This is a genomic window from Arcobacter acticola, from assembly GCF_013177675.1.
Classification (GTDB): Bacteria; Campylobacterota; Campylobacteria; order Campylobacterales; family Arcobacteraceae; genus Aliarcobacter; species Aliarcobacter acticola.
In genome coordinates this window covers 242,361-255,318 of sequence record NZ_CP042652.1, presented here as the reverse complement: position 1 = coordinate 255,318, position 12,958 = coordinate 242,361, and the positions used below count along the sequence as shown (strand labels likewise).

The window sequence follows — 12,958 nt, the reverse complement described above, 5'->3', positions numbered from 1 at the left end:
GTTTTATAAACTTTATTTCTTAGTTAAAAATCGCTCTAGTATTATTTTAGCTGCAAGTGAATCAACTCTTCCATCTCTTTTATATTTGATATCACCTTTCATCATCTCTTCTGCTTCAATTGAGCTCATATTTTCTTCACAAAATTCATAGGGAATAGAAAGATTAAGTAAAGAGACAAAATGCATTATTCTTCTTTGCATCTCTTGGCTTGCACTTGGAAAACCTACAATTAGTTTTTCAATTTCCCACTCTTTTAAAAAAGTATTTATATCTCGTGCTGCTTGGTCTCTATTTTTTCTCAAAATTGCACTTTGTGGAGTTACTATATTTGAAGCTAAACAAATAGCTAAACCTATTCTTTTAAGACCAACATCAATACAAGCTAATTTCAAGAAATAATCTCATTTGCCACATCAAATCTATTTGCAGTCATTAGGTGAATTTTCGGATGAAGTTTATTTATTTCTTTAAATAAATCAGAACTTAGTTTCATTCCAACTTTGTACTCTTCTTCTTCTGAGATACTATGAGCAGATTCTAAAGCATCAATCCAAAATTGAGGTACATGAATACCTGGAACTTGTGCTGATAAAAATAGAGCAGTTCTAAGTTTTGTAACTGGAAATAATCCAAAAATTAATTGAGCTTTTTTCTTATCACCTTCAACTCCATCTTTAGCTATATTGAATGATTCCAAAAGTTTTTTTGCGTTTTCTATATCAAATACAGGTTGAGAAATTATTCCTAAAGCACCATTTTGTATTTTTTGGTGCATTTTTCTTTCTAAACTTGAAAAGTTTTTAGCATAAGAATTTACTACGGCAAAGGGAAATATTTGCTTTGGTTCAATTTTAAAAGGATGTCCTGAATAATCCATTCCATAGTTAAATGATTTTATTATTTTTAAAAGCATTAATGAATTTGATTCAAATACACCTTTTGAGTGTGGCTGATCACTCATTTTTGCAGGATCTCCTGTTAGGGCTAAAATAGCTCTAACATCAAAATCATTTGCACCCATTAAATCAGATTGTAAAGCAATTTTATTTCTATCTCTCATACTCATTGTTGCAATTACTGGTTTTTTAAATTCCATTTGTAATTTAAGTGAGGCAAAAAGGGCATTATATTTTAGTTTAGCAAGAGGATTATCTGTACATGAAAAACCATCAACTCTATCTTGCAATTTGAATTTTTTTATTCTTTCTATAATATTATGCATAGATGGTTCGTGTTGAGGAGTTGTTTCAAGTGTTAAATATCTATCTTCTTGTAGTTTTTGGATAAGTGTTTCAAACATAGGGAAAAATATTCCTTTTATTAAATTTACTCAACTTTCGCACATAGATTCCACTAAATTCATGAACTAAAGTTGATAAATAAAGCCCATAAGTAGGCACTTTTTAGTATAATTAAGTTACCACTAACATCATTATAAAGGTCTATCTTATGGAACTTGCAAATTATATAGAAACTGCTATGAAGAGCATATTAAAAAATCCAATTTACGAAGTGTTATCAGAAATAAAAATCACAAAAATACTGAAACAAAGTAACTTTGTTAAGAGAGAAGTTGGATATCCACCATTTCAAATAATTTTACACTTTCTTTATATGCTTATTATGCAAAAAAGACAATCAACTTTTATAAAAAATAGTGATAAGGCTTATGGTAAAGATGTATATTATAGATTTATCAAAGAAAAACGCTATAACTGGCGTAAACTTTTATTGTTAAGTGCTACAGAACTTTTAAAAAAGATAAAGCCATTGCATAAAAATGGTGAGTATCGCTTACTAATTATCGATGATACAGTAGAACCAAAAAGAGGTAAATTTATTGAAGGTACTTGTAAATATATCTGGAGTAATAAAGAGCATAGAAGTATTAATGCACTAAATATCGTGTCTCTAAATTATGCAGATTCACACTCAACATTTCAATTAGATTTTTCTATAAAAATGAATGATAGTAAAAGAAAATCTACATCAGATTTCACAGCAAAATTGCATCATAGAAGTAACGCATATCAACGTAAGCGTGAAATTATTAAAGGTAAGAATACTCTAGCTCTTGAGATGTTAGAAAGAGCATTAGATAATGGAATTGATGCTGATTATCTACTTGTTGATAGCTGGTACGCTAAACCAAATTTTATAAAAGAAGCAAATACTTTAGGAATGCCTGTAATTGCAAGACTTCCAAATAATAAGCTTATTTGGAACTTCAAAGGTAAATATAAAACTCTAAATGCAATATATGATAGTTTAAAAAATATTCGTCACAAATATAGCGGTAAACATGGAAAGATATCTTATAAATATTTCGATTCAGTTTTAGAACTTGGTACCCTTGGTAAAGTTAAATTAGTATTTTTACACACTGGAAAAGATTTATTAGTTTTTATATCAACAGATATAAGTATTTCAGGTAAAGAGATTTTAGAAACTTATAAAAAGAGATGGAATATTGAGCAAGGTTATAAAGATCTAAGACTCTTGTTTGGCTTAGGAAAAGAAGAAAATCGTATCTATGAAGCTCTTATTGGAAAAATCACTCTTTCTATGTTTACTTACAACATTGTAAGTTACATAAACCGTATAAAACATGAGCCACAAACACTAGGAGAACTTTTTAGAGATTTAGAGTGCGAACTTGAAACACTGGCAATTTCAATGCAACTTTTTATTCAAATACTTACAAAAATCTCTGAAATCCAAAATGTTGTCAAGGATAATAAAGATTTATTTCAAATTATCGCAGTGATAAGTGCTTTCACTCAAAAAGAGTTAGGTTTTATGTGCGAAAGTTGAGATTTTTATATAAAAATTTTGAAATTTCTTAATAATTATTTTATTATTTTAAATCTTCACACCAATAGTACTATATGGATTGTACAATACGTTGGCGCCTGATTGTATTTTCACATTTCTTCTTTGAGTAAAATCAACATCGATATTTCCTGTAAAATCTACTGAAAACTTTGCACATAATATTGCAGCTTGTTCTATAACACTATCTGGAATAGTTTTTTTTGTATTTTGAACTATTACATGACAAGATGGTCTATCTTTTAGATGAAACCAAAAATCACTTGCTTTTGAATTTTGTAAAAGATATATATTTTCTCTTTCACTTGTTCCTAACATTATTTTAAATCCTTCAAAATAAAAACTTTCATAGGCTTGTGCTTTTTTTGTTTTTATTTGATTTTTTTCTTTTTTTGGAGATAAAAAATCACACTCTTCTATTGAATTTGCATTTTTGATATTACACATTAATCTTAATAAAAACTCTAGTTTTTCATCTAGATTATCTTTTTCTAAAGAGATATTTAATGCTTTTTGTTTTGCTCTTTTTGCTTTTTTGAATAGCTCATTTGAGTATTTTGAAGCTGATGGTTTCTCTTCTAAATCAATTTCAACTTCTATTCCTTGATAATTATAAACCTTTAAACTTTTTTGATATGGCTTTAGATTATGTAAATTTGATAAAATAAGATTAGCTTTTTCATAAAATTCATTTGATTCAAGTTCTAACTCTTCTTTTTTTGGTAAAGAATCAATTGTTTTTTTTAGTTTTTTAGCTTTCTTATCTATTTGTGAGATTTTTTGTTTTTTAACATTTTCTAAACTTTGTTTTTGTTTTTCTTCATAAATTTCATATAAATACTTTTCAATATCAACAACTTCTTCTATTTTAGGAATGAAACTTTGTTTTGGGATTTCTTCTAATTTTATCCCAACTTTTACAACTCTGCTTGATGAAAATTCATCTATATGTCTAAGTGCCTCTAAAATCACTCTGTTTTCATCTAATATAATTATATTTGTATGTTTTCCTGTAAATTCTAACTGTAAAATTGTTGTTAGTTTTTTATATGATGAAAAAGAATTTACTCTTATGTTTATAATTTTATCATCATTATATAATTCAATATTTTCAATTTTTGAATTAATAAATCTTTTTTGAAGTGCAATATCAAATGGTGCATTAAAATCTTTTTTAGAAGATATGCTTTTTTCACATTTAAATATAGTACTATTGCCTTTTGACATATCAAAATATAAGGTATTCTTATTATTAAATTCAATTATAATTATATTATTGTCAATTCTCTTGATTATCTTTATATTCTGGACATTTGTTGATAGATATGCGACTATCTCTTTTAATAGGAAATACTTCATTTTGATTCTCTTTATTATTATAATTTTTTATAAGTACTTTTTTATAAATATTAGTTATAATTATAGCGAACTTTTCATTAGGAGAATAATATGAAATTATTAAAAATCATTATGGCTGGTACACTAGCTTTAGGTATTGCTTCATCTACTTTATCAGCAGATGCAGCAAAAGGTCAAAAACTATTTAGTAAATTACTAAAAGAACCTTGTGGTATGACTGGTGCAAAATTTGCAGCTAAACATTCTCAAGAAGAATGGAAAGCATTAAAAGCTTCTGGAAAATTTGAAGAAGAACTTATTAAAATTTGTCCAAATGTAAAAGCTGGCGATGTTAAAGAATCTTTACAAGAGCACATTATAGATTTCTCTATTGAATTCGCAAATGACTCTGGTAACGTTCCATCTTGTTAGTAGTTGGAATCGCTGATTAAGTAATTTAAAGGGTGAGTAATATCACCCTTTTTTTATGCTTTAATTTTAACGATTTTATTGTTACATAAAAATCTAAAAAGGGAAATATATGAAAAAAAGTCTAATAATGCTGTCTGCAGTTGCAGCATTTTCTGTTACATCATTTGCAAGTGATATGAACAAAGAGATGTTAAATCAAATTCAAGCTTTAAAAGTACAAATTGAAGCTTTAGAAAAAAAAGTAGCTGAGCAAGAAGCTCAAAAGCCAGTTGTTCAACAAACTGTTGTTGATGAAAAAAGAATTGAGAATATTGAGAAGAAACTTGATACTGTTTCAAAAACAGCAACTTCTGCGAAAATCCAAAGTGGTAATGACAATCTGAAATGGGATGTTGACTTTAGAACACAAGTTGATAATATTCAATACAAACATGCAGATGGCTCAAAATCAAAAAATAATGCACTAATGACAAATAGATTATGGTTAGGCATGGGATATAAAGCTGATGATAATTCATCTTTTCATGGAAAATTATCTTACAACAAAGCATTTGGGGATACAGCGAATCATTCTCAATCAAATGTAAATACTACTGGTTATTCAAACTTTGATTGGGTAACAAATGAAAATGCAACAGATAATACAATTAAACTAAAAGAAGCTTATTGGTTATATACAAATAATACTTTCTTCGGTACAGATGTTCCATGGAATGCTTCAGTTGGTAGACGACCTTCAACTGATGGATTACCTATAAATCTTAGAAATGATCAAAAAGCAAACTCACCTTTATCTCATGTTGTTGATGTAGAGTTTGATGGTTTTTCAGTTAGGTTTGATACAGAATTAACTACTGGGCTTAGAGGTTCATGGTTTAAAATTTGTGGAGGAAGAGGATTAACAAATGCAATTCCTAGATTTGATACTGATCCAGATAATTCAGCCATAGCATATGCGGAAGATGAAGATTTAAATGTAGATGTTGATTTATTAGGAATAATAGCTGTTCCTTATGATGATGGACAATATTCTGTTTATACAAATTATGCAAAAGCATGGAATTTAATTGGATTTGATAATACTGATTCAGAGTTCAAAGATGTTGGAGATATGGATTATGCAACAATTTTATTTAAAACAGAAGGTATTGGAAATGGTATTTCAGATTATTTAGATGATACTATTGCTTTTGCTTCATTTGCCATGAGTAAAACAAATCCAAATGCTTTAGAAATGTTAGGTTCGCCTGATTCTGAAATTGGTACATCTGTATGGCTAGGAATAAATGCACCATGTCCAATTAGCCCTGATGACTCTAGAATTGGATTTGAATGGAATCAAGGTAGTAAATACTGGAGATCTATGACATATGGTGAAGATACATATGCAGGAAGTAAAATAGCAACTCGTGGTCAAGCATGGGAAGTTTATAGAAATCAAAAACTAACAGATGCTTTAAGTTTTGGTCTTAGTTATGTTTACATGGATTATGATTACGCTGGTTCAAACTCATTCTTTGGAGCAGATGGTGATCCAGATGCAACTTTAAATGTTGTATCTGCACAAGACGTTAGAGCATATATGAGATATAGATTCTAATATAAAAATAAAAAGAGGTTTTCCTCTTTTTATACTCTTTTAAATAAAAGAGTATTTGTCAAATTTATATATCACTTTTTCTGCTAACTCTATCATTTGAATATTTAACTTTTTAAACTCTTTATTTTTCATCTCAACTAACAATTTATCATAAGCGTGAAAATATGGATATATAATAAAATATATATACTCTTTTGATCGTGACTCTTTATTTAACTCTTTAAACCATAAATCAAGAAGTGAAAAATAAAGCATCGAAGGGTTGAACTCTTCATTTTGTTTTAAATTTTTTGATATTTCATTGTTTATAAAATTGTATCCATCTAAAATAGCTTTGATTCTATAATGTTTTCTATTTTCTAAATAATAATTCTGAGGATATGTAACATTTGAAATTTGTTTTAACATATCATTTCCAATATTATTAAATTTTTCTATAACATCTTTATCAATAATATATTTTTCTATATCATTTTGGTCTTTATACGAGAAAATCAAGTCTTTACAAAACAACAATAGGCTTTGCGTTTTTATTTTTGATAAGTTTAAAATCATGCTCAATTGTAACAAAAATTTACTAAATTAAGTTATATCTCAATAACTTTAAGTCACTTTGAGGTAAAATATTCGTAATTTAATAAATAATTAAGAAAAAAAGGAATTTATTGGAACCTATTGGTATATTAAAAGATGGTCAAGTCTACGACCTTCAAACTGCTTTGGCTTTAAATATCCAAGGAGTTGAGATTAAAGCTGATGATTCAAAAGAATCTTTGGACATTTTAAGACACTCTTGTGCGCACATGATGGCTCAAGCTATCAAAGAACTTTATCCTGAAGCAAAATTCTTCGTTGGACCTGTTGTAAAAGAAGGTTTTTACTATGATTTTAAAGTAGAAAGTAAAATCTCAGATGAAGATTTACCAACTATTGAAAAAAAGATGAAAGAAATCGCAGATAGAAAACTACCTATTACTAGACATGAAACTACAAAAGAAGAGTTTTTTGAAAAATTCAAAAATGATGAATTAAAGCAAGCTGTTCTTAAAAATATCAAAGATGATACCTTAACAATTTATAAACAAGGTGATTTTGAAGACTTATGTAGAGGTCCTCACTTACCAAATACTAGAATGATTAGAAGTTTCAAATTAACAAGAGTTGCTGGTGCATATCTTGGTGGTGATGAAAAAAATGAAATGATTACTAGAATTTATGGTATTGCATTTTTTGATAAACAAGCATTGTTTGATTACACAAAAATGATTGAAGAAGCTAAAAAAAGAGACCATAGAAAATTAGGAACTGAACTTGAACTTTTCACATTTAATGACGATGTAGGTGCTGGTCTTCCTATGTGGTTGCCAAATGGTGCAAGACTTAGAAGTAAACTTGAACATCTTTTATATAAAGCTCACAGAGTTAGAGGTTATGAACCTGTTCGTGGTCCAGAAATCTTAAAAGCAGAAATGTGGAAAATTTCAGGACATTATGCAAACTATAAAGAAAATATGTATTTTACTACTATTGATGAACAAGAGTATGGAATCAAGCCAATGAACTGCGTTGGACATATTCAAATCTTTAAAAACAATTTAGTTTCATATAAAGACCTACCAAAAAAACTTTTTGAATATGGTGTTGTTCATAGACATGAAATGTCAGGAGCAATGCATGGATTATTTAGAGTTAGAGAATTTACACAAGATGATTCACATATATTTTGTACACAAGATCAGATAAAAGAAGTTATTTTTGAAGTTTTAGAGTTTGTTGATGCATTGTTAAAAATGTTTGATTTCAAATATGAAATTGAAGTTTCTACAAAACCTGAAAAAGCTATCGGTGATGATATTTTCTGGGAAAAAACAACTGCTGGTATTATGGATGCTTTAAATGAAAAAAATATCTCTTATGGTATTGATGAAGGTGGAGGAGCATTTTATGGTCCAAAAATCGACATTAAAATTCTTGATGCAATTGGTAGAAAATGGCAATGTGGAACAGTTCAAGTAGATATGAACTTACCTTCAAGATTTAATGCTGAGTTCATCAATGATAAAGGTGAAAAAGAACAACCTGTTATGATTCATAGAGCTATTCTTGGTTCTTTTGAAAGATTTATTGGTATTTTAACTGAACATTGTGCGGGAGAGTTTCCATTTGCAATTGCACCTACACAAGTAATTTTTGTTCCAATTGCAGATACACATGTTGAATATGCAAAACAGTTACAAAAAGAGTTACAACAAAATGATATGGATTCTAAAATCTTTGATATGAACGAAAGTTTAAACAAAAGAATTAGAATGGCAGAGAAACAAAGAGTTCCTATGATAGTTGTTATTGGGGATGAGGAAGTTGCTAATAAATCTGTTGCTTTAAGAAACAGAAGAACAAGAGAGCAATCAAACATGAGCAAAGACGAGTTTATGTCTATGTTAAAAGAAATAATTAAAGGAAGCGAAATTTGAGCAAAGATAAAAGAAAAGACGATGTAATCATGAATGAAATGATTACAGCAAAAGAGGTTAGATGTACAAGTGATGAGGGGACTAATTATGGTATTATTAGTACTGCAGAAGCACTTAAAATTGCTGATGAGTTAGGTCTTGACTTAGTATTAATTGCTCCAGATGGAAAACCTCCTGTTGCTAAAATTATGGATTATGGTAAATTTAGATACCAACAAGAAAAAAAGAAAAAAGAAGCTAAAAAAAATCAAAAAGTTATTGTTGTAAAAGAGATTAAACTTTCTGTAAAAATTGCTGAAAATGATATTAGCTATAAAGTAAAACATGCAAGAGAATTCTTAGAAGAAGGAAATCATGTTAAATTTAGAGTATTTCTAAAAGGTAGAGAAATGGCTAATCCACAAGCAGGAGTAGACGTTTTAAACAAAGTATGGCCAATGATTGAAGATTTAGCTGTAATGGATAAAGAACCAAAACTAGAAGGAAGATATGTAAATATGATGGCTCTTCCTAAAAAAGACTAATAATTAGCAAACTATAAAGAAGAGATTTCTTCTCTTCTTTTTTCTCAATTACAAATTTTTAAAGAAAAATCAAGTAAATTTTAAGTATAATCCAAAACTTTTTCATGTTTATATGAAATTGCAAATTTATAAGGAGGATTCTTCAATGCCAAAAATGAAAAGTGTTAGTGGCGCTTTAAAAAGATTTAAAGTGAAGAAAAACGGGTCAATTAAAAGAGGTTCAGCTTTTAGAAGCCATATCTTGACTAAAATGACACAAAAAAGAAAAAGAAACCTACGAGGACCAAAAACTGTTCATAAAACAGATGCTGGTAGAATTCTTGTAGCGTTATGTAAAGCGTAATTACTTTAATAAAAAAGTAATTTTTGTCCCTCCATCGATGATGGAAAAGTTCAGCATTTGCTGACACCTTATTTCAAAAATAATGGTTAAGAAAGGAAATATATATGCCTAGAGTTAAAACTGGTGTTGTTAGAAGAAGAAGACACAAGAAAGTATTAAAAGCTGCTAGAGGTTTCTTCAGTGGTAGAAGAAAACACTTCAGAAAAGCTAAAGAACAATTAGAAAGATCTTTAGTTTATGCTTTCAGAGATAGAAGACAGAAAAAAAGAGACATAAGAAAATTATGGATCATAAGAATCAATGCAGCTTGTAGATTAAATGATATTAACTACTCAAGATTCATGAATGGATTAAAATTATCTGCTATTGAATTAGATAGAAAAATCTTAGCTGATATGGCTATGAATGATTCTGCTGCATTTGCATCATTAGTAGTAACTGCTAAAGCTGCACTAAAATAAATTTGCAAAACACTAAAAAAGGCTAGAAATTAAACTTCTAGCCTTTTTTTATGCCTAAATTTTAAGTCTTACGCTCCTAAAGGCTCGTTAACTTCGATTTTACAATTCTCACCTTCACAAGTTACATTTGCATCAAAATATAAAATATCAGAAACATCAACTTGATCTTTTTTTAATTTACTCCAAGCTTCAATAGATCTTGCACCTGCAGAACAATTAAATACTATTGTTTTACCTTTTGGTAATTTTTCAAATAACTCTTTTGCACTTAATTTATCAGCTTCAATATTTATAGAACCTTTGATATGTCCTTTTTTAAAATCTTTTTCACTTAAAACATTTACAATTTGAATATATTCAGGAACTTTATCTTCAACAATTTGTGCTTTTAGCCATTCTCCATCAATACTACCTTCATCTTCACCTAATTTAGCTCCATTTGGAGTAAATGGTTTCTTTTCTTTTACTTCTGCTTTTACCTTAGCTTTAGAACTAGTAGTACCTAATCCAGCTTCTTTCCATGCAGGAACTCCAGCTGCATAAACAGAAACATTTTTATAACCTTCACTATATAATTTATTTGCAACAATATTTGATTTTTCACATGTATATCCTGCACAAAATGTAACTATTTTTTCATTTTTATCAATAGGAAGTCTTCCAATTAATTTATCTAAATTAGTATCAGGAATAGATAAACTTCCAGGAATTGTTTCTTGCAAATATTTAATTTGAGGTCTTGTATCAACAAGTAAAGCACTATTATTTTCTTGATATGCTTTTACTACATTTGTACCAATTTCAAGATAACTTCTTTTTGCCCATTCAGGCTCACCTGCTGAATAAACTTTTACATTTGTATGACCATTTTTTTTCAACATTTGAGCAACAATTGGACTTTTCTCACAATTATAACCTGCACAAAAAACAATTAATTCTTTATCTTTTGCCAAGCTCATTATTTGTTTATAGTCGTTTTCAAAATTTCCATCTGTAATATTCAAACTTGAAGGAATTGTTCCTTTTTCATATTTTAAAGCAGGTCTAGCATCTATTAAAATAGCTTGAGCATCACCTCTAAAACCAATACCTACTTTCTTTTGTACATAATCAAAATCTACTTGTTGTAAATTATGTTTTTTGATTAACTCTGCAATTTCAGGTGTAACTTTATTTTCTTGGGCGTAAGATTGACTCATTGTTAGTAATGCAGCAAGAGCAAAACTACTTAGTATTTTTTTCATGATTATCTCCTTTTAAATAGATTATATATTCTTCTTGGGATTAAAAGTATTAGGTATACTAAAGCAGAAAATATTAATGGATGGAAGATTCCCAAGCCATAAGCTCCTGAATTGGGAAAATTTTTTAGATGTTGAAGTGGATATTCTAGAAATTCTTTATGGTGAAAAACTATAGTTAAAACTAATGTAATCACTATAAAGATTATTAATTCCTTTTTCAATTTAAACTCTATGCTTTTCCACTTAACATTCCATATTGTGTCATTGGTTTAAGTAAATAAACTTTTAATAACCACCATAGGTATCTTTCTTGTGTTGGATCAAGAGGGAAAGATGGTGTTGGTTTAGCTGTCCAATCAAACTCCGCTAACATTACTTTTCCAATATCAGTAATAAGAGGACAAACTGTATATCCACCAAATTTAGCTGTTGGCTCTTTTCCTTCCATTACAGAAATTAAGTTATCTACTAATACTTTGTATTGTTTTCTAACTGTACCACCTGTTTTACCCATAGGAACAGCTGCAATATCACCTAATGCAAATATATTATTATATTTTACATGTTGTAAAGTTTCTTTATTAACAGGAACCCAACCTTTTGCAGATCCAATTGCTGATTTCCCAATTTCATCAGGTGCTTTTTGTGGTGGTGTTATATGTAAGAAATCAAAAGGTACTTCTACATTTAAGTTTTTTGTAACCATTTCGTACTCTTCTAAATCTTTATCATAAGCACCTTTTTCTTGCCAATGCTTGTCAAAAGTTGCAGTTTTTTTAGCAATATCTACACCAATTAAATTATGGTTAAAATTCCATTTCATATCTCTTGCAATAAATTGTTTTTCTATAGCATCTGCATACTCTTTAACACCAAATAGTTTTCCACCATCTGGATAAAAAGTTAACTCAGCATTTTCTCTAGCACCTGCTTCAACTAATCTTGCATTTGTAAGATACATTACTTTTTTAGGTGCTCCACCACATTTAATTGCAGTTTCTGGATCTGTAAATACACCTTTAACTTTTTGTCCATTTTTAGCTTTTTCTATAAACTTTTGCATTTGAGTCCACATAGCAACAGATGAATCAATATTATAAACAGATGTTACTCCTGAATCTCCAAAAACTTTTAGAATTTTAGATGCATCTCCAGAAGAATAAGCATCTCCAATTTCTTCTAATCCTTTAATTGATCCATAATCTAAAGTAATTCCAGCAGCTACAATTAAAAAATCATATGTAATTGTATCACCAGACTCTAATGCAACACTATTAGATTCTGGATTAAAATCAATTGCTCTATCCTTAAGAACAGTCACACCTTTTGGTATAAAATCACTAGTGTTATAATCAATATCTGCTTTTGTATAAACACCTGATGCTATTAGTGTAGTTCCTGGTTGATAAGAAACTGATTTTGGATTTGGCTCAATAATTGTAATATCAGGATTTGATAAAGTATTTACAAGTCTTGCAGCTGTTGAAATACCAGCAAGTCCACCACCAATGATAAGTATTTTACCTGTTGCTTCACTAGCTCTTAATTCAGTGCTTGCTTCTGCTTCACTTCCACCCATTAAATAAGCGGCACTCCCTAATCCTGCTAATTTAAAAGCTTCCCTTCTTGAAATTCCTGATTTCTTTATTTCTGAATCAACTAGTTCTAATGCTTTTTCTAGTTCATTTTTTGCCATAATAGCTTCCTTT

Annotated in this window: 13 protein-coding genes; 7 read left to right on the top strand and 6 right to left on the bottom strand. The window is 28.9% G+C overall.

Annotated features, from left to right (window positions below; all coding sequences use genetic code 11):
* Positions 1-12: 12 nt before the first annotated feature.
* Positions 13-393, bottom strand: coding sequence for a Holliday junction resolvase RuvX (gene ruvX / locus AACT_RS01360; protein ID WP_172124275.1), 381 nt, complete (start codon positions 391-393; stop codon positions 13-15).
* The gene (locus tag AACT_RS01355) at positions 390-1,301 is read right to left on the bottom strand and encodes a methylenetetrahydrofolate reductase (RefSeq protein WP_172124273.1); all 912 of its coding nucleotides are present in this window, start codon (positions 1,299-1,301) and stop codon (positions 390-392) included. Before AACT_RS01355 ends, ruvX begins: the two co-directional genes overlap by 4 nt.
* A gap of 149 nt (positions 1,302-1,450) precedes the next feature.
* Here AACT_RS01355 and AACT_RS01350 point away from each other — a divergent pair, with 149 nt between their 5' ends.
* Complete coding sequence (locus tag AACT_RS01350; RefSeq protein WP_172124271.1) at positions 1,451-2,815, top strand: IS4 family transposase; 1,365 nt, start codon at positions 1,451-1,453, stop codon at positions 2,813-2,815.
* 48 nt (positions 2,816-2,863) lie between these two features.
* On the opposite strand, the gene AACT_RS01345 is transcribed toward AACT_RS01350, so the two are convergent.
* Entirely contained in the window at positions 2,864-4,192 is a 1,329-nt protein-coding gene (locus tag AACT_RS01345; RefSeq protein WP_172124269.1) for an NFACT RNA binding domain-containing protein, read from the bottom strand.
* Positions 4,193-4,282: 90 nt separating this feature from the next.
* On the opposite strand from AACT_RS01345, the gene AACT_RS01340 reads away from it, so the two are divergent.
* Both AACT_RS01340 and AACT_RS01335 read left to right on the top strand, forming a co-directional pair.
* A complete protein-coding gene (locus AACT_RS01340) occupies positions 4,283-4,603 on the top strand; it encodes a cytochrome C (protein ID WP_172124267.1) in 321 nt (106 codons plus the stop codon).
* A 109-nt stretch (positions 4,604-4,712) separates the two neighbouring features.
* A complete protein-coding gene (locus AACT_RS01335; protein ID WP_172124265.1) occupies positions 4,713-6,203 on the top strand; it encodes a DUF3373 family protein in 1,491 nt (496 codons plus the stop codon).
* 39 nt (positions 6,204-6,242) lie between these two features.
* On the opposite strand, the gene AACT_RS01330 is transcribed toward AACT_RS01335, so the two are convergent.
* Complete coding sequence (locus AACT_RS01330; protein ID WP_228720510.1) at positions 6,243-6,716, bottom strand: hypothetical protein; 474 nt, start codon at positions 6,714-6,716, stop codon at positions 6,243-6,245.
* Between the two features lie 152 nt (positions 6,717-6,868).
* On the opposite strand from AACT_RS01330, the gene thrS reads away from it, so the two are divergent.
* From thrS to rplT, 4 genes are all read left to right on the top strand, one after another.
* A complete protein-coding gene (gene thrS, locus AACT_RS01325) occupies positions 6,869-8,677 on the top strand; it encodes a threonine--tRNA ligase (protein WP_172124263.1) in 1,809 nt (602 codons plus the stop codon).
* Positions 8,678-8,706: 29 nt separating this feature from the next.
* Entirely contained in the window at positions 8,707-9,201 is a 495-nt protein-coding gene (gene infC, locus AACT_RS01320) for a translation initiation factor IF-3 (RefSeq protein WP_172128471.1), read from the top strand.
* Between the two features lie 145 nt (positions 9,202-9,346).
* Positions 9,347-9,544, top strand: a complete 198-nt coding sequence (gene rpmI / locus AACT_RS01315) for a 50S ribosomal protein L35 (protein ID WP_172124261.1) — start codon at positions 9,347-9,349, stop codon at positions 9,542-9,544.
* A 104-nt stretch (positions 9,545-9,648) separates the two neighbouring features.
* The gene (rplT, locus tag AACT_RS01310; protein WP_172124259.1) at positions 9,649-10,005 is read left to right on the top strand and encodes a 50S ribosomal protein L20; all 357 of its coding nucleotides are present in this window, start codon (positions 9,649-9,651) and stop codon (positions 10,003-10,005) included.
* A gap of 68 nt (positions 10,006-10,073) precedes the next feature.
* Here the strand turns inward: rplT and AACT_RS01305 are convergent, their stop codons facing one another.
* Both AACT_RS01305 and AACT_RS01300 read right to left on the bottom strand, forming a co-directional pair.
* Positions 10,074-11,249, bottom strand: a complete 1,176-nt coding sequence (locus AACT_RS01305) for a rhodanese-like domain-containing protein (RefSeq protein ID WP_172124257.1) — start codon at positions 11,247-11,249, stop codon at positions 10,074-10,076.
* A 229-nt stretch (positions 11,250-11,478) separates the two neighbouring features.
* Positions 11,479-12,945, bottom strand: a complete 1,467-nt coding sequence (locus AACT_RS01300) for an NAD(P)/FAD-dependent oxidoreductase (protein ID WP_172124255.1) — start codon at positions 12,943-12,945, stop codon at positions 11,479-11,481.
* Positions 12,946-12,958: the final 13 nt, after the last annotated feature.